The organism is Phenylobacterium sp. (genome assembly GCF_030681155.1).
In the GTDB taxonomy this organism is placed as follows: Bacteria; Pseudomonadota; Alphaproteobacteria; order Caulobacterales; family Caulobacteraceae; genus Phenylobacterium.
On record NZ_JAUXXE010000056.1, the window covers coordinates 38,534 to 57,042 of the forward strand.

At 65.8% G+C, this 18,509-nt stretch carries 19 protein-coding genes; 12 read left to right on the top strand and 7 right to left on the bottom strand.

Features of this window, described 5'->3' with window-relative positions:
- Window positions 1-246: 246 nt before the first annotated feature.
- From Q8M13_RS14390 to hflX, 5 genes are all read left to right on the top strand, one after another.
- The gene (locus Q8M13_RS14390) at window positions 247-2,487 is read left to right on the top strand and encodes a PAS domain-containing sensor histidine kinase (protein WP_305300668.1); all 2,241 of its coding nucleotides are present in this window, start codon (window positions 247-249) and stop codon (window positions 2,485-2,487) included.
- Window positions 2,487-3,878: a sigma-54 dependent transcriptional regulator gene (locus tag Q8M13_RS14395; protein WP_305300670.1), complete on the top strand. Its 1,392-nt coding sequence runs from the start codon at window positions 2,487-2,489 to the stop codon at window positions 3,876-3,878. The genes Q8M13_RS14390 and Q8M13_RS14395 overlap by 1 nt, the downstream gene beginning before the upstream one ends.
- A gap of 1 nt (window position 3,879) precedes the next feature.
- Window positions 3,880-4,743 carry a D-amino-acid transaminase gene (locus tag Q8M13_RS14400; protein WP_305300671.1) on the top strand — a complete coding sequence of 288 codons (864 nt, stop codon included), beginning with the start codon at window positions 3,880-3,882 and terminating at the stop codon, window positions 4,741-4,743.
- Window positions 4,744-4,843: 100 nt separating this feature from the next.
- The gene (gene hfq / locus Q8M13_RS14405; protein WP_056734369.1) at window positions 4,844-5,095 is read left to right on the top strand and encodes an RNA chaperone Hfq; all 252 of its coding nucleotides are present in this window, start codon (window positions 4,844-4,846) and stop codon (window positions 5,093-5,095) included.
- Window positions 5,092-6,408: a GTPase HflX gene (hflX, locus tag Q8M13_RS14410; RefSeq protein ID WP_305300673.1), complete on the top strand. Its 1,317-nt coding sequence runs from the start codon at window positions 5,092-5,094 to the stop codon at window positions 6,406-6,408. The genes hfq and hflX overlap by 4 nt, the downstream gene beginning before the upstream one ends.
- Window positions 6,409-6,464: 56 nt before the next feature.
- Here the strand turns inward: hflX and mazG are convergent, their stop codons facing one another.
- The 3 genes from mazG to Q8M13_RS14425 form a co-directional block, all read right to left on the bottom strand.
- On the bottom strand, window positions 6,465-7,280 hold the full coding sequence (gene mazG, locus Q8M13_RS14415; RefSeq protein ID WP_305300674.1) for a nucleoside triphosphate pyrophosphohydrolase: 816 nt from the start codon (window positions 7,278-7,280) through the stop codon (window positions 6,465-6,467).
- A complete protein-coding gene (locus Q8M13_RS14420; RefSeq protein WP_305300675.1) occupies window positions 7,255-8,679 on the bottom strand; it encodes an MFS transporter in 1,425 nt (474 codons plus the stop codon). Before Q8M13_RS14420 ends, mazG begins: the two co-directional genes overlap by 26 nt.
- 93 nt (window positions 8,680-8,772) lie before the next feature.
- Window positions 8,773-9,273, bottom strand: a complete 501-nt coding sequence (locus Q8M13_RS14425; protein ID WP_305300677.1) for a hypothetical protein — start codon at window positions 9,271-9,273, stop codon at window positions 8,773-8,775.
- A gap of 190 nt (window positions 9,274-9,463) precedes the next feature.
- On the opposite strand from Q8M13_RS14425, the gene Q8M13_RS14430 reads away from it, so the two are divergent.
- Complete coding sequence (locus Q8M13_RS14430; protein ID WP_082602025.1) at window positions 9,464-9,640, top strand: YegP family protein; 177 nt, start codon at window positions 9,464-9,466, stop codon at window positions 9,638-9,640.
- Here the strand turns inward: Q8M13_RS14430 and Q8M13_RS14435 are convergent.
- The 3 genes from Q8M13_RS14435 to Q8M13_RS14445 form a co-directional block, all read right to left on the bottom strand.
- Window positions 9,637-10,650, bottom strand: coding sequence for an LLM class flavin-dependent oxidoreductase (locus Q8M13_RS14435; RefSeq protein WP_305300678.1), 1,014 nt, complete (start codon window positions 10,648-10,650; stop codon window positions 9,637-9,639). The genes Q8M13_RS14430 and Q8M13_RS14435 overlap by 4 nt on opposite strands.
- Window positions 10,651-10,690: 40 nt before the next feature.
- On the bottom strand, window positions 10,691-11,518 hold the full coding sequence (locus tag Q8M13_RS14440; RefSeq protein WP_305300680.1) for a flagellin: 828 nt from the start codon (window positions 11,516-11,518) through the stop codon (window positions 10,691-10,693).
- 109 nt (window positions 11,519-11,627) lie between these two features.
- Complete coding sequence (locus tag Q8M13_RS14445; RefSeq protein ID WP_305300681.1) at window positions 11,628-12,377, bottom strand: hypothetical protein; 750 nt, start codon at window positions 12,375-12,377, stop codon at window positions 11,628-11,630.
- Between the two features lie 116 nt (window positions 12,378-12,493).
- Between Q8M13_RS14445 and Q8M13_RS14450 the strand changes: the two genes are divergently transcribed.
- Window positions 12,494-12,904 carry an OsmC family protein gene (locus Q8M13_RS14450; protein ID WP_305300682.1) on the top strand — a complete coding sequence of 137 codons (411 nt, stop codon included), beginning with the start codon at window positions 12,494-12,496 and terminating at the stop codon, window positions 12,902-12,904.
- Window positions 12,905-12,997: 93 nt separating this feature from the next.
- Window positions 12,998-14,431: a mannose-1-phosphate guanylyltransferase/mannose-6-phosphate isomerase gene (locus Q8M13_RS14455; protein ID WP_305300683.1), complete on the top strand. Its 1,434-nt coding sequence runs from the start codon at window positions 12,998-13,000 to the stop codon at window positions 14,429-14,431.
- Here Q8M13_RS14455 and Q8M13_RS14460 read toward each other — a convergent pair.
- The gene (locus Q8M13_RS14460) at window positions 14,428-14,865 is read right to left on the bottom strand and encodes a helix-turn-helix domain-containing protein (RefSeq protein WP_370870073.1); all 438 of its coding nucleotides are present in this window, start codon (window positions 14,863-14,865) and stop codon (window positions 14,428-14,430) included. The two genes, Q8M13_RS14455 and Q8M13_RS14460, sit on opposite strands and share 4 nt — an antisense overlap.
- A gap of 154 nt (window positions 14,866-15,019) precedes the next feature.
- Here Q8M13_RS14460 and Q8M13_RS14465 point away from each other — a divergent pair, with 154 nt between their 5' ends.
- The 4 genes from Q8M13_RS14465 to Q8M13_RS14480 are packed head-to-tail and all read left to right on the top strand — an operon-like array spanning window position 15,020 to window position 18,507.
- Window positions 15,020-15,667, top strand: a complete 648-nt coding sequence (locus Q8M13_RS14465; RefSeq protein ID WP_305300685.1) for a cation transporter — start codon at window positions 15,020-15,022, stop codon at window positions 15,665-15,667.
- An 8-nt stretch (window positions 15,668-15,675) separates the two neighbouring features.
- A complete protein-coding gene (locus Q8M13_RS14470; RefSeq protein ID WP_305300686.1) occupies window positions 15,676-16,035 on the top strand; it encodes a hypothetical protein in 360 nt (119 codons plus the stop codon).
- Window positions 16,036-16,087: 52 nt separating this feature from the next.
- A complete protein-coding gene (locus Q8M13_RS14475; RefSeq protein ID WP_305300687.1) occupies window positions 16,088-17,344 on the top strand; it encodes a TolC family protein in 1,257 nt (418 codons plus the stop codon).
- On the top strand, window positions 17,341-18,507 hold the full coding sequence (locus tag Q8M13_RS14480; RefSeq protein ID WP_305300688.1) for an efflux RND transporter periplasmic adaptor subunit: 1,167 nt from the start codon (window positions 17,341-17,343) through the stop codon (window positions 18,505-18,507). The genes Q8M13_RS14475 and Q8M13_RS14480 overlap by 4 nt, the downstream gene beginning before the upstream one ends.
- The last annotated feature ends 2 nt before the right edge of the window (window positions 18,508-18,509 follow it).

Below are 18,509 nucleotides of genomic sequence, written 5' to 3' on the forward strand. Positions count from 1 at the left end.
CCGCCAGGTGACTGGCGGCTGTTGGGTCTCGGACTACGACAGGGTGGTCCTGTCGTGCGATCCCCTTCCTCCGCCAGTGGCATCGGAATAGCTAAAATACCAAAACGAATATTGGCTGGCCGAAGGGATCATCGCCTCACAGATAGCGCGCCGAAAGCCGCTTGTCATCACATCTGGTTTCAGTGACGTTTCTTCGCCACATCCCTGTTGAATTCTGGGCACAGTTTTCGCTAGGGTCCCCCGATCATGGCGTCCCAAGTTCACGATGGCGGAACTGAAGTGGCGCCCGCCGCGCGGCTATGGCGGGCGTTGCAGTCGCGCTATGTGCTCGGCGGCGGCTATGCGCTAGCTGCGCTGCTGACCGCGGTGGCGATTCTGCTGGCGGCTTCGCCGCCGGAGACCGGCCCACTGGCGCCGGCCTCCAAAAATATCCTGGCGATCCTGGCGTTCAACCTCGTGCTGATCCTGGCCCTGGCGGCTCAGGTCGGCTTCCGGATCATGGGGATGCTGAAGGCGCGGTCGAGCGACCCGGCGGCCAGGCTGCACCTACGCTTCGTCACCCTCTTCGCCCTGGCGGCCGTCGCCCCGGCGATGGTGGTGGCGCTGTTCTATACGGTGCTCGTCAATCGCGGCGTCGAGAACTGGTTCTCCGAGCGGGTTCAGACGGTGGTGGAGAACTCCGCCACGGTGATGCGGTCCTATGTCGAGGATCAGACCCGCTTCGTCGAAGAACATGTGTCCCAGATGGCGCAGGACCTTAACCGGGCCGCGCCCGCCTTGCAGGCCAGCCCCGTCACCTTCAGCCACTTCCTGGCCTACCAGGCCTCCTACCACGCGTTCCCGGCCGCTTATCTGATCGACCGGGAAGGACGTATCCTGGCGCGCGCCGAAGCGGTTGATGCGCCAAAGTTCCTGGCCCCGCCGCTGGCGAGCTTTGCGGCAGCCGATGAAGACGCGGTGATCTATGTCTCCACCGACCTGACGCGGGCGCTCTACAAGCTGTCGGCCTATCCGGACGCTTACCTCTATGTCACCCGTCCGGTGCAGAAGGGGATCGTAAGCCAGCTCCAGGATGCGTCGAATTCGGTCACCGCTTATCGCGAGGCGGCGGAAAGTCGTCAACGAATCCAGCGTGTTTTCGCGCTTTCCTACATGGAAACCGCCATGCTGGTCCTAGTGGGCGCGGTGTGGCTGGGCATGGGCGCGGCCAGCGCTATCTCCGCGCCGGTCGGACGGCTCGTCGTTGCAGCTGGACGCGTCGCGAGCGGCGATCTGAATGCCCGCGTCGATGCCGACAAGGACCCCGAGGAATTGGCCGTCTTGTCTCGGGCTTTCAATAGTATGACGCATGATCTTCAGGTGCAGCAGGCGGCCTTGAAGCGGGCTGGGGACGAGGCCGAAGAGCGGCGGCAATTCATCGAGACGGTGCTGTCGGAGGTGTCTGCCGGGGTTATCGGCCTGGACGCCGATGGCAGGGTGTCGGCGATCAACCGCCAGGCGGCCGTCCTGCTGGATCTGGTCCCCAGCCAGGTCCATGGTCGGAAGTTGGCCGAGGTCGCGCCTGAACTGGTGGTGATCGCCGAGCACGGAGACATCGCCGGTGAGGCCGAGGAAGAGGTCGATGTCGTCCGCTCTCGGGAAACTCATCGCCTGCGGGTCCGGGCCAGCCGGTCCGAGGGCGGGCTGGTGCTCACCTTCGACGACATTACGCGCCTGGTCTCTGCCCAGAGAAACGCCGCCTGGCGCGATGTCGCGCGGCGCATCGCCCATGAGATCAAGAACCCGCTGACTCCCATCCAACTGTCGGCCGAGCGTTTGCGTCGCAAGTTCCGCAAGGACGTGGCCGAGGAGGACCTGGAGACGTTCGACCGCTGCACGGACACTATCGTGCGGCAGGTGGACGGGATCGGCCGGATGGTGGACGAGTTCTCGTCCTTCGCCCGCATGCCGGCCCCGAAATTCGCCGACCAGGATGGGGCCGAGCTGGTCCGCGCCGCGGTGTTCGCTCAAAGAGTGGCGAGCCCTGACATATCGGTGGAACTGGCCGAGCCCGTGCCGGAGGCTGTCATTGTCGCTGACGGGCGGATGCTGACTCAGGCCCTGACCAATGTGCTGAAGAACGCGGCTGAGGCGGTCTCGGCGCGGACTGCGGCTTCACCTGAACCAAAGGGCCGGATCGTCGCGCAACTGACCGTCAACGATCAGGGCGTGCAGATCGAGGTTGAGGACAACGGCGTGGGCCTGCCCGACAAGGACCGTGATCGGCTGACCGAACCTTATGTGACGACCCGCGAAAAAGGCACGGGGCTAGGTTTGGCCATCGTCAAACGTATCCTTGAGGATCATGGCGGCGAACTGATTCTGACCGATGCGGTCCAGGGGCAGGGCGCGCGTGCGATCTTGAAACTACCGACGGCGGCCAAGGCGAAAGCCCCGGCCGACACCGAGCTGGCGCCTGGCGCGGCTCAAGACGCAGGAGTGATATGATGGCGGCCGACGTTCTTGTGGTCGACGACGAGGCGGACATTCGCGAGCTGGTGGCCGGCATCTTGTCGGACGAAGGCTATGCGGTGCGCACCGCGAACGACTCCGAAAGCGCATTGGCGGCCGTAAAGTCGCGCAAGCCGGCTCTGCTGATCCTCGACATCTGGATGCAAGGTGGCGGGATGGACGGTTTGGAATTGCTTGACCTTGTCAAGGAACTCGACGCCGACATTCCGGTGATCATGATCTCGGGTCACGGCAACATCGAAACCGCTGTAAGTGCGATCAAGCGCGGCGCCTACGAGTTCCTCGAAAAGCCCTTCAAGTCGGACCGGCTGCTGCTCTGCGTCGAGCGAGCGCTGGAGACCAGCAACCTGAAGCGCGAGAACCGCCGACTTCGGGCCCAGACCATCCAACCGGACGGCCTGATCGGCAAGTCGGTCGTCACCCAGCAGTTGCGTGGCCTGATAGGCAAGCTCGCCTCGGCCAACAGCCGGGTGCTGATCGCCGGCCCCCCGGGCTCGGGCAAGGAGACGGTGGCCCGGTTGATCCACGGTGCGAGCCCGCGCGCTCGCAACGAATTCGTCGCCATCAGCGCCGCCGGCATGACGCCGGAGCGGGTGGACTCCGAGTTGTTCGGCGAAGAGCTGGAGGGCGGTCGGCCGGCCAAGATCGGCGTGTTCGAACGCGCGCACGGCGGCACGCTCTATCTGGACGAAGTCGCCGACATGCCCCGCGAGACCCAGAGCCGCATCCTGCGCGTCCTGGTCGAGCAGCGCTTCCGCCGCGTGGGCGGGGACGCCGACGTGCAGGTAGATGTCCGGGTCGTCTCATCGACCTCGCGCGACCTGCGCGAGGAAATCACTGCCGGCCGGTTCCGCGAGGACCTGTTCCACCGCCTGAACGTGGTGCCGGTGACCGTGCCGGGCTTGGCCGAGCGGCGTGAGGATATCCCCGAGCTGATCGACTACTTCATCACCCGGATCTGCGAGGCGACCGGCATGTCGCGCCGCCGCCTGGCCGACGACGCCTTGGCTACTCTGCAGGTGCGGGCCTGGCCGGGGAACCTCAGCCAGCTTCGCAACAATGTGGAGCGGATGCTGATCCTGGCGGCCGGTGATCCCAGCGAGGCGATCACCGCCGACATGCTGCCGGGGGATGCGGCGATCTCCGATCAGTCCTCAAGCATGGGCGCCGACAAGATCATCGCTCTGCCGCTGCGCGAGGCGCGCGAGGTGTTCGAGCGCGAATACCTGAACGCCCAGATGCTGCGTTTCTCGGGCAACATCTCTCGGACGGCCGCCTTTATCGGCATGGAGCGCTCGGCGCTGCACCGGAAACTCAAGTCGCTGGGCCTGTCAGGCGCCCGGCCGTTGGAAGAAGAGGACGCGTAAGTTGGGGCGTATCGCCTATGTGAACGGCCAGTTCGTTCGGCACGGACAGGCTGTGGTCCACATCGAGGACCGAGGCTACCAACTGGCCGACGCGGTCTATGAGGTCTGGGCGCTGTTTGGCGGCAAGCTGGCCGATCCGGAGGGGCATTTCGCTCGTCTCGAACGAAGCCTGGGCGAACTGCGTATCCCGATGCCGATGAGCCGTGAGGCCCTGACCATCGTGTTGCGCGAAACCGTGCGTCAGAACCGCGTCAGCGAAGGGTTGGTCTATCTCCAGGTCGGGCGTGGCGTGGCCACGCGCGGCCATGCCTTTCCCGACGAGCCGGTCCCGCCGAGCATCGTGATCACGGTGTCGTCCGTCGATCGCGCCGCGACCGAGGCGAAGGCCGCCAAGGGCGTGAAGGTCATCACCACGCCGGAAAACCGCTGGGGCCGGTGCGACATAAAGACCGTCGGCCTGCTGCCCAATGCGCTGGCCAAGCAGGCGGCCAAGGAGCGCGGCGCGGCCGAGGCCTGGTTCGTGGACGACCTTGGCTTCGTCACCGAAGGCGCGTCCTCCAACGCCTGGATCGTGGACGCCGACGGCACGCTGCGGACCCGTGACACCAACGCCAACATACTGCGGGGCGTGACTCGCCACACCTTGTTGGACGTGCTGCGCGAGGAGGGCGTGAAGGTCGATGAGCGGCCCTTCACCCCTGCCGAAGCGGTCGACGCAAAAGAGGCGTTCATCACCGGCGCCGGCAGTCTGGTGCTGCCCGTGATCGCGGTCGACGACAAACCTGTTGGGGACGGCGTCGTCGGACCGGTGGCGATGAAGCTCCGTCGCCTCTATATCGAGCGGGCGAGGGCCACGGCCATCTGACCGACAGGCGCGATTGCGTCCGTGACGCGGGTCGGTCTAGCCTCACTCGTGTGTGTGGGGGGCGTCTTGCCCTCCGAATTAGAACAAAGGGCGACAAGCCATGTCCAACAACGAAAAGAAACAAAACCTCCAGGACACGTTCCTGAACAGCGTCCGCAAATCGAAGACGCCGCTGACCATCTTCCTCGTGAACGGCGTCAAGCTGCAGGGCGTGGTGAGCTGGTTCGACAATTTCTGCGTGCTGTTGCGCCGCGACGGCCAGTCGCAACTGGTCTACAAGCACGCCATCTCCACCATCATGCCGGCTCAACCCGTTCAGTTGTATGAGCCCGCGGAAGACGATGCCGATTGACCTCAAAGTCCATTGATCGTGAAGCGCCTCCCCAAAAGGCGCTTGTCATCCATCCCGAACGTGACGCCCGCGGCTCGCCCCGGAGCGCTAAGGCGCGCCTGGACGAGGCCGTGGGGCTCGCCGAGGCCCTCGATCTCGACATTCGCGACGCGATCACCGCGCCGTTGCGCAAGCGCACGCCTGCGACCCTGTTCGGCAGCGGCAAGGTCATCGAGATCGGGGAGCTCTGCTTCCAGCTCGACGTTGACGTCGCCGTCGTCGATGACGCCCTGACGCCCGTCCAGCAACGCAATCTGGAAAAGGCCTGGCAGGTCAAGGTCATGGACCGCACGGGCATGATCCTTGAGATCTTCGCCCGCCGCGCCAGGACCCGTGAGGGCATCCTGCAGGTCGAACTGGCGAGGCTCTCGTATGAGCGTTCGCGCCTGGTTCGCACCTGGACCCACCTTGAACGCCAACGCGGCGGCTTTGGTGTCATGGGCGGCCCCGGCGAAACCCAGATCGAGACCGACCGTCGCTTGCTGGCCGAGAAGATCGGCAAGCTGAAGCGCGAGTTGGTGGAGGTCCGCCGGACCCGCAACCTGCAGCGTGGGGCGCGCCAGCGCCATCCTTTCCCGGCCGTCGCCCTGGTCGGCTACACCAACGCCGGGAAGTCGACGCTGTTCAACCGGCTGACCAATGCCGAGGTGGTGGCCGAGGACATGCTGTTCGCCACCCTCGATCCGACGCTGCGAATGCTGAGCCTGCCTGATGGTCGGCCCGCGATCCTGTCGGACACGGTGGGCTTCATCTCCGACCTGCCGCACGAACTGGTCGAATCCTTCCGCGCCACCCTTGAGGAGGTGAAGGAGGCCGACGTCATCCTGCACGTCCGCGATATCGCCAGCGAGAACAGCGACGCCGAAGCCGCCGACGTGCGGGCGGTCTTGTCTCGACTGGGGATCGAGGTCGCCGACCGCAACTTCGTCGAGGTCTGGAACAAGGCCGATCTCGTCGATGCGGAAACCCGCGAGCACCTCGAGGGCGATGCGCGACGCTCCAACCCGCCAGCGGTCCTGGTGTCAGCGGTCAGCGGGGAGGGTTGCGAAGCCCTGCTCGAGACCATCGCTCGCCTCGTCGACGACGCGCCTCCGGTCTCGGTCTATGCGACGCCCGCCCAGGGCGCCGCGGTGGCTTGGCTTTATCGCCACGGTCGGGTTCTAGACCGGATCGAGGACGATGAAGGCGGCGTGCGGCTTGCCGTTCGCCTGGAGCCCCAGGCTCTCGGGCAATTTGAGCAACTGTATCCGAAGGTCGATCTGAGCCCGCTGTAGCGGGGCGCCATTCATCTTCCCGGATTTGTTCCGGGACGATGTTTGGCGGCGGAGCGCTACCCTGCCTTCTCGGTCGCCTTCGCCGCGTCCCACAGGGCGTCCATCTCGGCAAGATCGGAGTCGTCTGGTGTCTTGCCGCGCGCGGCAAGTTCGGCCTCGATGAACTGGAAGCGCCGCGCGAACTTGGCGTTAGTCGAGCGTAGGGCGTCTTCCGGTTCCAGGTCGAGCTTGCGGGCGAGATTGGCGCAGACGAACAGGATGTCGCCGAGTTCGTCGCGCATCTTGGCCCTATCGCCGGCCGCGATCTCGGCCTCCAGTTCGGCGGTCTCCTCGCGCAGCTTATCGAAGATGAACGACACATCTGGCCAGTCGAAGCCGACGCGGGCGGCGCGCGCAGTGAGTTTTACGGCCCGGGTCAGGGCCGGAAGGCCAGTCGGGACGTCGTCCAGCAGGCTCTTGTTCTTCCCCTTGGTCGCGCGCTCCTGAGCCTTGATGACTTCCCAGGCCTGGGTCTGCTCGGCGCTGGTCCGCTGGCTCTCCGGCCCAAAGACATGTGGATGTCGGCGGATCATCTTTTCTGAAATGGCGTTGGCCACGTCGTCGAAGGCGAAGGCGCCTTGCTCCTCGCCCATCCGGCTATGGAAGACGACCTGCAGCAGCAGGTCGCCCAGTTCCTCGCGAAGGTCGTTGAGGTCGCCGCGCTCGATGGCGTCGGCGACCTCATAGGCTTCCTCCACCGTATAGGGCGCGATGGTCGCGAAGTTCTGCTCCAGGTCCCAGGCGCAACCTGTCTGCGGGTCGCGCAGCCTCGCCATGATGGCGATCAACCGGTCGATGGGCTTTTCATCACTCGGCGGGGCGGACAGCGACATTGACTTCCTTGGTCAGCAAAGGCTCGGAGCCCATCTCGGGCGCGGCTTCGGCGAGGCCGGGTTCCTTCATATCGCGCGCCGCCAGTCCTGCGCGAATCTCAGCATGGCGCTCTGCGGTCAGCGGGAAGCCCCAGACGATGAAGCTGGCGATGATCGACATCCCGGCGGGGACCGCCGCGAAGAGCACGGCGAGGCCTTGCAGGCCGGTGTCGACGCCTTGCCCCTTGGGGTCGAAGCCCATCAACTGCAGCAGCGGGAAGGTGATGAAGATCGCCGCGGCCGATCCGATTTTCACCGTACCGGACAGGATCGCATAGAGCAGGCCGGTGCGATCGACGCCGCTGGCCAGTCGCTCTTCGTCGCCGATATCGGCCATCATGGCCCGTAGCAGGAACGCGCCAGCGGCATAGGGAACGCCGATCATGAACATCAGCACCGCGGCCGGGAGCATCCCGCCCTGGGGGATCAGCAGCGAGCACATGGTCAGACCCGCATAGACGATGCCGGAGACGGCCAGGGCCTTGTGCTTGGAGATCTTGTACGAGAGCCAGGTCCACAGCGGCGCGCCGACCAAGCCGCCGATGAAGTAGATCAGCAGCAGCAGGCTGGCCTCGGCGTGGCTGAAGCCCTTCACCCGGCCGAAGAAGAAGAAGAACAGGGCGCCCGTGATCGCCGGACCGGTGCCGATCAGCAGATCAGCGACCAGTATGCGGACCACCGAAGGCCGCTTGAAGAGCGCCAGATACTCACGGAAGCCGGATTTCTTGACCTCGGAGACCACCTGCGGCTCAGGCACCTTCCACAGGGCGAGCGCGACGGTGATGGGCATCAGGATGACGATGAACCAACCCATGGCCTGCACTCCGGACCCATGCCCCTTGAAGCCTAGCAAGGGCAGCAGAGCGGGCAGGGTGAGCACCAGGATCATGCCGACGACGTTGCCGGCCTGCCACCACCCGTAGATCCTTGATCGCTGGTCGTATTGCGGCGAGAGCACCGCGGCCCAGGCCAGCTGCGACAGGCCGGCGATCGAGACGCCGGCATAGACCACCAGCAGCCAGAGCCAGAGGTAGAGGCTGCTGACGCCAGGCTTGGCCATGAACAGCATGTACGAGGCCAGCATCAGGATCGGCGCGCTGATCGCGAACCAAAGCTTGAACCGCCCGAAGCGCGAACGGGTGCGGTCCATCACGCCGCCGATATAGGGGTCGAAGGCCATGTCGAGCAGGCGCACCGCCCCGAAGGCTGCGCCGACCGAGGCTAGGCTCAGCCCTAGCTGGTTGGAGTAGTATTCTGGAAGGTAGACCACGAGCGGTAGGCCAAGGCCTGCCAGGGGAAGACATGGGGCGGCCAGCGCCGCCAGAGTCCAATTGGAACGCCGGTCCGCCTTCGCGGTCATCTTACTCTTCCCCTAAGACGCCCGACCTAAAACGCTTCGGTGCGCGGCGCGGATCAGACAGCGCTCGGTTCTGAGAGGCAAGGCCTATCGGCGTTATCGGCGCGCGTAAACTTCGCCTCGGCCGAGCTGGAAGGCGAACCGGTCGATCGCCCGGCCAGCGTCTGACCAGGTCGTGGTGAGCTTGGCCTGACGGATGTCGCTTTCGTACCAGCGATATCGAACCGGCGTGACATGGCCGTCGACGGAAATCGCCTGGCCTTCGATGGCGGCCCCGCCGGTGCCGAAGCTCTCGAAGGAGAGGCCGGGCCGGTCGCCGAGTTGCTTGAAGGTTGGGCGGTTCGGGCGGGCGTCGACTAGGGTGAGTCCCACGCGGCCGCCGGCCAGGACGCCGGTGCGGTCCAGTTCGCGTTCGACATTCTTCTTAAGATCGTCGGCGAGACGTTGGACGTCGCGGACGCCGTAGTCGTCGGCGGCCTTCTTCTGTAGCTCGGGGCTGAGCTTCACCTCCACGCTGGTCGTCGCTAGCGGCTCAACCGCATGGGCGGACCCGGCCAGCGCCAGGCTTGCGAAGGTGGCTAGAAGCAAGGCGCGCATGACGGTCTCCTGGGCTGAAGGGGCGATGAGCCCCTTAGATGGGAAGCGATTTCGGAGACCGCAAAGTCTCGCTGGAGCGTGACCGTAGTGTGGCTGCCACCCGACGTATCAGGCTTGACCTTGCCTGAACGGCGCCCAAGTCTGCGCCTGGGGCGGGTGAGATAGTTCAACGGTCCAATGGAGACGACCAGTGGCGCATAAGTTCGAGATTTATAAAGACAAGGCTGGCGAGTTCCGGGTTCGCTTCAAGTACAACAGCGAAGTGATCTTCGCGACCGAGGGCTATGCGTCCAAGGCAAGCGCCCAGAACGCGATCGAGTCCATCAAGAAGAACGGTCCGGAAGCGCCGACCGAAGACAACTCCTAGGCCGGGACGACCGCCAGGCGCGCGAGTTCATCGCGCGCCTCGGCGGTGATCTCAAACGACCTGACCCGTGCGGCGTGATCATAGATCTGCGCGGTGACCATCAGCTCGTCAGCGCCCGTGCGCTTGACGAAGCCCGCCAGCCCCTGCCGAACACGGTCTGGCCCCCCGACAATCGAACAGCTCAAACTCTGGCGCAGCATCGGCCCGCCGATTTCGTCGAGCTGTCGGTGTGGATCGTCGACAGGCCGGGGCAGCGGCCCTGGTCGCCCTTGGCCCAGATTGATGAAGGCCTGCTTGAGCGAGGTGAAAAGCCGTTCGGCTTCTTCCTCGGTTTCGGCCGCGGTCACATTGACGCCCAGCATCACATAGGGCTTGGCCAGATGCTCGGACGGGCGGAATTGGCTGCGATATATGGCCAATGCCGGCTCGAGCTGGCTCGGCGCGAAATGCGAGGCGAAGGCGTAGGGCAGGCCGAGCATGGCGGCGAGTTGGGCGCCGTAGGTGCTGGATCCGAGGATCCAGAAGTCCACGTCTAGACCAGCGCCAGGCACGGCCTGGATCTGCTGCCCCGGCAGCGCGGGTTTGAAATAGTCCATCAGCTCAATGACATCGCGAGGAAACTGGTCGACGTCTCCGACCAGGTTGCGACGCAGAGCCCTGGCGGTCGCCTGATCCGAGCCTGGAGCCCGGCCAAGGCCCAGGTCGATCCTCCCTGGGTAAAGAGCGGCCAGGGTGCCGAATTGCTCGGCGATCACCAGCGGCGCGTGGTTGGGCAGCATCACCCCGCCAGCGCCCACGCGGATCGTAGAGGTGCCGCCCGCCACGTGGCCGATCACCACGGCGGTGGCGGCGCTCGCCACCCCGGTCATGTTGTGGTGCTCCGCCAGCCAGTAGCGATGATAACCCAGCCGTTCGGCGTGCTGGGCCAGGTCGCGAGTGTTGCTGAGGGATTGGGCCGCGCTACCGCCTTCGACGATGGGCGACAAATCTAGAACCGAGAGATCAACCATCAGCGGGATATAGGGGCTCGGCGGCCGATGGCGAGGGGGCCTAGCGGAATAGGCTGAGCAGCAGGGAAGGCGTCTGGTTGGCGATTCGCAGCGCCTGGATCGCCAACTGCTGCTTCACCTCCAGCGCCTTGAGGCGCGCGCTTTCCTTGCCGAGGTCGGCATCGACCAGATTGCCGATGCCTGCATCTATGGTGTCCTGCAGCTTGGCGCTCATCTCCAGGTGACGGTCCAGCGACTTGGCGCCGACGCCAAACTTGGAGAGGGCGGAGGAGACCCGCTGTATCGCCGCGTCTATTGCTGCGATGTCGCTTGACCCGACGCCGCCCAACAGGCCGGTCAGGGTGGAGGAGATCGCGGTTCCGGTGGTCGACAGGTCGATGTGGTCGATGTCGATGTTCGCACTGGCCTTGGTGTTGGCCAGGGCGCGGATCTTCCCGGTCGACCCCGCGGAGATCAGGTTCACCCCGTCGAAGCTGGCGCCCAGGGTGATTGTGTCGATCTGCTTTCGCAGCGCGACATATTCGTCGTTCAGAGCTTGTTTGGTGGCGGTCGTCAGTCCTGACTCAGTCGCCGCGAGCGCCTTCTCCTTCATCTGGGAGAGGATGTCCGAGATCGACTCGCCCGCGGTCAGGGCGGTGTCGACGATGGACTGGCCGCGTTGGAGCGAGCTCTTCACCGCGTCCAGCGACTTGGATTCGCTGCGCATGTTCTGCGCGATGGCCCAGATGGCGGGATTGTCCTTGGCGCTGGAGATCTTCAGGCCGGTGGCGATCCGACGCTGGACCTGAGCGTACTCGCTATTGATAGCGTTGAGGCTCTGCAGCGCGATCATCGCGCCTGTGTTCGTATTGACGCTGTTCAGCGACATGACGAGCCTTGGTTCCAGGGGCGCAGGCGCGTCCGCCTTCGCAGGGCGTTTTACCCCGGCCAGACCCTAGCCAAATGCAGTTGGCGAAAGGTTACGCCGCGATCAACTTTCATCGCTCAATGATTATCGGCTGCTCGACCACGCCGGTGTTTCCGGTCTCGGGATTGGTTGCGACGACGCGCAGGCGATAGCCGCCAGCCTTTGGCTTGGGAAGTTCGGCGGCGAAGGTCGAAGGCTTCCCGGCGTATGACAGCGATGTCGAGGCCAGGGTCTCGCCACCCGCGATCAAGCTGGCGCTCACCTGATACTTGTCGGCGTCCCACAGTCCGCCCGGTTCGATGGGGCAACCACACATGAGGGTGACCTTGGCGTTGACCTTCAAGCCTGCGGCCTGAACCGCGACGGCGGGCTCAATGACCAGGCCGGGGAACTCAAGCACCCAGCCGTCGCCGGTCAAGGACTGACCAGGGGCCAGCCACTTCATGGAGGTGACGGTTATCTGTGAGGCCGTTTTGCCGAGCGGTCCGACGGCCTCGACCCTGACCAGGGTCGGTCGGTCGAGATCCAGGGTGGTGCGGAACGCGGCTGCCTCGGGTGTGGAGATGGCTACGCCGCGCTGACGCGGGGCGATCATGATCTTCTGCGTATCGCCGGTCGTGCCGGTGATCAGGCCTTTGGCCAGTTCGTGGCCGGTCGCGGCGTCGGTTAGCGTGACCTGGACGCCGCCCATGCTGTCGCCGATGAACTTCGCGTCCTTGCTGAGCGCCCGCACGATAACTTCGGTGGGCTCGGCATGAGCCGCGCCAGAGATCGCGGCGGCGATGACGGCTGTGGTGACGGCGGCGAGGATGCGACTCATCTGATGTCCCTGTCTTCGCGGCCAGACTAGCAAGCTGGGCGGCCGTGCGCCCGACTTGCCGCTCAGGCGGGCCGAGCGCATGACTGAGGATCCTCGGCGGTGAAGGGAGATTTGTCTTGAGCGCACCTGGTGAAGTCACCATCGCATCGGTCGTGGCCGATATTGGCGATACGCCCTACACGGTCGAGATCGTCGCCGGTCACCATCGAATCTTGGCCGATGAGCCGAAGGGCCTGGGCGGCGCGAACGCCGGGCCTTCGCCGTTCGGCTACGTGCTCTCTGGTTTGGCCGCATGTTCGGCGATCACGCTGCGGATGTATTGCGAGCGCAAGGCGTGGCCCTTGATCGGCATTCATGTCGCGCTGACGTTGCGCATCATCGAAGGGCAGCGGGTGATCGAGCGTATCGTCCAGTTCGGCGATGGCCTCGACCCCAGCCAAGTGACGAGGCTGGCCGAGGTGGTGGAGAAAACCCCCGTGACCCTGGCCTTGAAGGCGGGGATGACCATCAACACCACGATCAAATAGGCCGCGGCGCAATCGTCAGGGCGTGTTGTCGCCTCAGCCGTGGCATAGGCTGGGTCGCGCCTTTGAATCGGCGCGGTCGACATGAGGGCGTTCGTGAGCACGCGTGGTTCTAGGATCTTCCCGGTGTTGCTTTCCGGTGGAGCGGGCGCACGGCTATGGCCGGCGTCGCGCGAGAGCCATCCGAAGCAGCTACTCGCCCTGACCGAGGATCTGACGCTGCTCCAGTCGGCGGCGGCTCGGGTGTCCGATCCGGCCCGCTTCCAGCCTTTGATCGTGGTCGCCAACGCTGAACATCGCTTCACAATCGCCGAGCAGTTGCGCGTCATCGGAACCAATGACCCCTTGATCGTTCTGGAGCCGTGCGGCCGCAACACTGCTGCGCCGACCGCCGTGGCCGCCTTGCTGGCTAGGGACCTCGACCCGGACGCCGTGATCCTGGTCATGCCGGCCGATCATGTGGTCCGTGACACCGGGGCGTTCTTGCGCGTTGTCGAAACTGCGGCGCCGATCGCCCGGCGTGGCGCGCTTGTGCTGCTCGGGGTCGAGCCGACCTCGCCGATTCCAGACTACGGCTACATCCTGCCTGGCGCCCCCTTGGAAGGGGAAGCTGATGGCTATGAGGTCGTGCAGTTCATCGAGAAGCCCAGCCAGGCCGACGCCAAAGCCATGTTGGGGGAAGGGGGGCGGCTGTGGAACAGCGGCCTTTTGCTCGCGCCTGCTCAGCTGGTGATCGATGAGCTGGAGCGCCACGCGCCTGTGGTTCTTGCGGCGGCGAAGCAATCATTGGAAGTCGCTCGGCGCGATCTGGATTTCGTCCGGCTGGACGAGGCGGCGTTTGCAGCCGGCCCGTCCATTTCCATCGACCATGCCCTGACCGAGCGAAGCGATCGGCTGGCGGTCGTTAAGGCTGAGTTCGACTGGACAGATGTCGGGGCCTGGTCGGTGCTGTGGGCGCTCGGCCACAAGAGCGCCGATGGCAATGTGCTGATTGGGGAGGCCTTCGCCGAGGCGACGACAAACTCCTATCTGCGCAGCGAGGGCCCGCTTGTGGCGACGCTGGGGGTTCGCGACCTGATCGTTGTGGCGACTACAGACGCGGTGCTTGTGGCTGACCGCGGCGCCGAGCAGGATGTGGGACGAGTGGTGGAGCTGCTGCGCGCCGCCGGCCGCGAACCGGCGACCCAGGCCCGGCAAGTTCGCCGACCGTGGGGATCGTACGAAAGCGTCGTCAGCGGTGAGGGTTTTCAGGTCAAGCGGATCACCGTCGCGCCGGGATGCAAGCTGTCGCTGCAGAGCCATGCGCATCGCGCCGAGCACTGGGTGGTGGTCAGCGGCGTCGCTCTCGCGACGATCGGTGACGCCGAAGTCCTCGTGAAGGCCAATGAGTCGGTCTTCATCCCGCAGGGCGCGCGACATCGGCTCGCCAACCCGGGCGATCAGCCGCTCAGCGTCATCGAGGTCCAGTCGGGGGACTATCTCGGCGAGGACGATATCGTGCGGTTCGAGGACGACTACGCCCGGGCCTAGGAGGCCAGGGCGCTGGGGGCGTCGTGCTCGGCTGCGCAGTGGCTGTGGTCGCTCAGCACCTCAATCACGCGGCAATCGGAGACGCGGCCCTGGCAGGCGGCCGAAACCACCCTTTGAAGCTCACCGCGCAACGCCTCCAGCCGGGCGATTTTGCTGTCGACCGCAGCCAATTGTTCGGCGGCCAGAAGATTGGCCTGCTCGCAGGATTGTTCGGGATGGTCGGAGAGCTGCAGCAGGGTGCGGATGGCGTCGACCGCAAAGCCCAATTGGCGAGCGTGCTTGATGAAGGCCAAGCGGCTCAAGGTGCGCTCGTCATAGACGCGCCTGTCATTGGAGGCGCGCAGCGGTTCCGGCAGCAGGCCGATCTGCTCGTAAAACCGGATGGTCGTAACCTTGACGTCGGTGGCCTTGGCGAGCGCGCCGATAGAGAGAATTGGCATGGGCGGGTGTCATCCTGTTGCGAACTCGAAAATAGGCGCTTGATCCTCTAGTGACTAGAGGATGCAGGGTGGCGACATGACCAGCTGCTCATCATCACAAAACACAACGTCTGAGTCGCCTTCCAGCGGGGGTTGCTGTGGGCATACCGTGGTCTTCGACGGAGCCTCGGTCGGCTATCGCCGCGCCCTGATGGGCGTCATCGCCATCAATCTGGTCGGCTTCGCCGTGGTGGCGGTCGGGGGCCTGATGGCCGGCTCGGCTTCGCTGGCCGCCAATACGCTGGATTTCGCCGCGGATGCGGCGACCTATGCGATCAGCCTCTGGGCGATCGGCAAGAGCGTGCAGGTGCGGGCGGGCGCGGCCCTGATCAAAAGTGGTAGCTTGGCGCTGATGGCCGCCGGAATCCTGGGCTTTGCGATCTGGCGCGCGGTGACGGGCGCTCTGCCCGAGGCGGGCGTGATCTCTGGTCTTGGCCTGTTCGGCGCTGCCGCGAATCTGCTCGCGGCCTTGCTGCTGGTCCGTTACCGGAACGGCGACGCCAATGTCCGCTCGGTCTGGCTCTGCACCCGCAACGATATGATCCAGTGTCTCGCCGTAGCGGCGACCGGCGTGGCGGTGGCGGTGACCGGCTCGCGCTGGCCTGACCTGATTGTCGGAATTCTGCTCGCCGCTGTCTTCCTGCGCTCGGCTTGGCAGATCACGGCCCAGGCGCGCGCGGAGTTGAGGGCGGCGAAATCGACGCCCCATGACCGTGATTTAGTAACGCATTCTCGCCAGCCGACGACGCAGCTATAGAGGCGCTGATGTCGGGTTTCGAAACATGGTGGCGCAAGCTCGGCGGTCTCGTCACCGTCTGCCTGTTGGCGACCCTATTGGCCGGCCCGACCTTCGACGCCTTCCTCTGCAAGGAGGATGCTGTGGCGGTCGGTGGTTTGTCCCATGAGGCGGTGCTTTCCCAGAGCGACCACCACGACGATGGCCATCCTGGCGGCGGCGCAGCGGCGTGTCCCCACGGTCATTGCCACCATGGGGCTAGTTTCGGCGTGGCGATGATTGAACCGGGCGCCGCTCTGACGCCCTCTGCCGAATCCCACCGTGTCCCGCCGCCCTCGCGTCACGCCTCCCTGGCGCCTTCGGGCCTGGAACGACCTCCCCGCGTCTGATCGGACCGCACGCGCCCCTGCGCGTCCTATCCGTCATCACGCGAGGATTTTCATGACTTCCCACCATCGCCGTGGGCCGCTTAGTGCGGTCCTGGCCAGCGCTTTCGCGCTTTGTGCAGGTGCCGCCCCGGCCGAGCCGGCGCCGCCATATTCCGACCTGCTCCGGCAGGCACAAACGAGCGCGCCACGCCTCGCCGAAGCCCGCGCAGATATCGCCCGAGCCAGCGGGCTAGCTCGCCAAGCTGGAGCCCGCCCGAACCCGACGGTCTCCGTCGAGGTCGAGAACTTTTCAGGCTCCGGACCCTTTTCCGGGTCCAACCTTGCCGAGACGACTGGCTCGGTCGAGCAAACCTTGGAACTGGGCGGCAAGCGCCAAGCGCGCCTGGCGGCTGGTCGCGCTGAGGTCGAGGCTGCCAAACTCCGCGCCACCGAGGTCGCCGCGCAGTTCGCCTACGAACTGGCGACCGCCTATGCCGGCGCCGAAGCTGCAGACCGGCGGGTTCAGCTCGCCAGTGAGGCGTTGGCTCTGGCTAAGGATGACGCTCGCGTTGCGAGCGCGCTGGTTGAGGCCGGCCGTGAAGCCGACCTGCGCCGGGTCCAGGCGCAAGCTGGCGTGCAGGCGGCCCAGGCCAATCTGGCTGAATCCCGGGCCGTGCGGGCGACCGCGTTCGGCACGCTCACGGCCCTGGCTGGCGTCACAACACCCATCACCTCGATCCCCCACAGCTTGCTCGCGACAGCCGATCGCGAAGCTTTGGTCTCGTCGCCAGATCCCCTGGCTAGCCCGTCATACAAGGCGGCCCAGGCCGACCGGGAGGCTGCCGTCCGGAGAATCCGAGTGGAGCAGAGCCGGGCGACGCCGGACCTTTCGGTCTCGGTCGGGCTCCGCAGGTTCCAGGAGGACGACTCGACAGCCATGGTCGCCGGCCTCTCGGCGCCGTTTCCGCTGTTTGATCGCAATCGGGGCAATATCAGCGCGGCCCGGGCCGAACTCAGCGCCGCCGAGGCGCGGCTGGAGGCTGCGAGGCTGGATGCGCAGGCCGAAGCGGGGGCCGGCGTCGCGCGTCTTGGCGCCGTCGATAGCCGGCTGGCCGCCGCCCGTGAGGCCGAGCGTGCGGCTGATGAGGCTTATCGCCTGACCCGCATCGGCTACGAGGGCGGCAAGCTGGCCCTTATCGAACTGACCAACGCCCGCCGCGCGCTTGCTGACGCGCGCGGCCAAACCCTTGACGCAGCGCTTGAGCGCTTGAGCGCCCAGGCGGCGCTGGCGCGCCTGCAAGGCCGCGCCCTGTTCGGAGACCAACCGTGAACAAAGATAAATCCCGTCTCTATGGCGGCGTGGCGGCGGCGATCCTGATCGCCGGGGTTGGGGGCTTCGGCCTGGCCAAGTTGACCGCTGGCGCGGGCGGCGCCTCTGTGGCGAGCGAGCATGCAGAGGGCGAACACGAGGAGGGGGATTCAGGCGAGCTGGAGATGACGGCGGAGGCCATTCGCGCCGCCGGGATCCAGATCCAACCCGTCTCAGCCGGCGGGTTTGCGGGCGAGATCCTGGCGCAGGGCGTGGTGGCCGCCACGCCGGGCGGCGAGGCGGTCCTGACCGCTCGGGCCGCCGGCGCGGTCACGCAGATCTTCAAGCGACTCGGCGATCCCGTCCGGGCCGGCGAAGCCCTGGCCATCGTCGAAAGCCGCGAGGCCGCGCAGATCGCCGCCGACCGCGCCGTCGCTTCGGCTCGCGCCAATCTCGCCCAGTCTACGCTGGCGCGCGAGCGACGGCTGTTTGAGCAACGTGTTTCGCCCCGTCAGGACTATGAGCAGGCCCAGGCCGAGGCCGCGGCTGCTAACGCCGAAGCCCGCCGAGCACAGGTCGCGGCTGGCGCGGCGAACATTTCGGCCGATGGCCGCGGCGTTGTCGTAACTAGTCCGATCGCCGGGCGCGTCACGGCGGCGTCCTTGACCCTAGGGGCTTTCGTTCAGCCCGAAACCGAACTCTTCCGCATTGCCGATCCAAAGCTGGTTCATGTGGAGGCCTCGGTCAGCGGCATGGATGCGCGGAGGATCGCGCCCGGCGACCGCGTGGTTGTCGAAGCTGCCGATGGCCGAACCGTCGAGGGCAAGGTCCGCTCGCTTACCCCCGGGCTCAATCGTGAGACGGGTGCTGCGACGGCGATTGTGAGTGTCCTAGGCGAGGGCCTGCAACCAGGACAGGCCGTGAGAGCTCGCGTCGTCGCCACGGCTGCGGCCGGTTCCACCGCCATCGTCGTCCCCGACGAGGCGGTGCAGAGCGTTGGCGGCCGAGATGTCGTCTTTGTTCGGACGCCGATTGGTTTCGAGGCGCGACCTATGACCATCGGTCAACGGGGGGCTGGTCGGGTGGAGATCGTCAGAGGCCTGACGGCTGGCCAGAGCATCGCCGCGCGCAACGCCTTCCTGCTGAAGGCCGAGTTGGGCAAGGGCGAAGGCGAGGCGCACTAGGT